Origin of the sequence: Methanobacterium sp. (genome assembly GCA_039666455.1) — an archaeon.
GTDB lineage: Archaea > Methanobacteriota > Methanobacteria > Methanobacteriales > Methanobacteriaceae > Methanobacterium_D.
The window spans coordinates 1-1056 of sequence record JAVSLW010000038.1 but is presented as its reverse complement, the minus strand read 5'-3'; the positions used below and the strand labels follow the sequence as shown (position 1 = coordinate 1056).

2 protein-coding genes are annotated in these 1056 nt (G+C 62.0%); both read left to right on the top strand.

Annotated features, from left to right (window positions below; all coding sequences use genetic code 11):
- Positions 1 to 754: hypothetical protein (locus PQ963_09895; protein ID MEN4029970.1), on the top strand; the 754-nt coding region annotated here is incomplete at its 5' end.
- A gap of 2 nt (positions 755 to 756) precedes the next feature.
- On the top strand, positions 757 to 1056 hold a 300-nt coding region (locus tag PQ963_09890), incomplete at its 3' end, for a hypothetical protein (protein ID MEN4029969.1).

The window sequence follows — 1056 nt, the reverse complement described above, 5'->3', positions numbered from 1 at the left end:
GGACTTGGCGAAGCGCTTCAACCGCAGCATCGACATCATCCTGCCAGATGTGCGGGGGGTGCCATTCAAGCCCTACTTCACGCTGTTCGCTGAAATCAGGCTGATGTTGCGCGACAAGCTGCCCGGTAGCACCCACCGCGAGCGCATCACGCGACTCGAATCGGCCTTGCTGCAGCAGTTGCTGGATGAGTATATCGACGCCAGCCCCGCCAAGAGCTTGCTGGCCAAAGAGGTGTCGATTCTGGATGCCAGCGACATGGCACGCCTGAAGAAGCTGGCGAACCCCGGTAGCCAGGCGCTGGTCATGAAGAACCAGTTGAAGCACACGATTGTGACCGGCCGAGACAAGGACCCGGCTTTCTTCGACAAGCTGGCTGAGGAGCTGGAAAAGCTGTTGGCTGAGGAAGCTGCCGGGCGCGTCAGTCAGGCCCAGTTCCTGGAGCAACTCGACCTGTTCGGGCAACGCATCAAGGACAAAGACAACACAGGCTTCGAGCACCCGGCCCATTCGGCGGTGTATCACTACCTGGCGTCGCTGCTCAGTGAAGACACGGCCCGCATTGCCACCACCAAACTGTTCGAGGATGCTGACCTGGCCCGAACCATGGCGGCAGCAAACTGGAAGCAGATGCACGACCTGCACCCCGAGTTACGGGCGCTGTTGCACAAGCTGCTGATGCCGCTGGCGGGTTGGGAGCGTTCCGTGGCGCGAGAGCACGCCAAGCGCATCTTGGACATCCTGTTGAAGAACTGACGATGCCGCTGCTCTACTACGGCCAATCCACCATCGAGTGGCAGTTCCAGCCCGATGCCAAGCTGAAGCGGCACTACGTGACGGTCGAGCGCGGCAGGCCGGTGTTGCTGCGCGGGCCAGTGGTCGATTCGACCGAGCAAGAGGCGCTGGTGCGCCGACGTGCCCGCTGGATTCGCGAGAAACTGGTGCTGGTCAACAAGCCCCTGGTCAGTGACGCCATCGTCACTGGCAGCCGCTTGCGCTACTGTGGCCGGTGCTACTTCACCGAGGTCAGGCACGCCCCAGACCTCGACAAGCCCCGG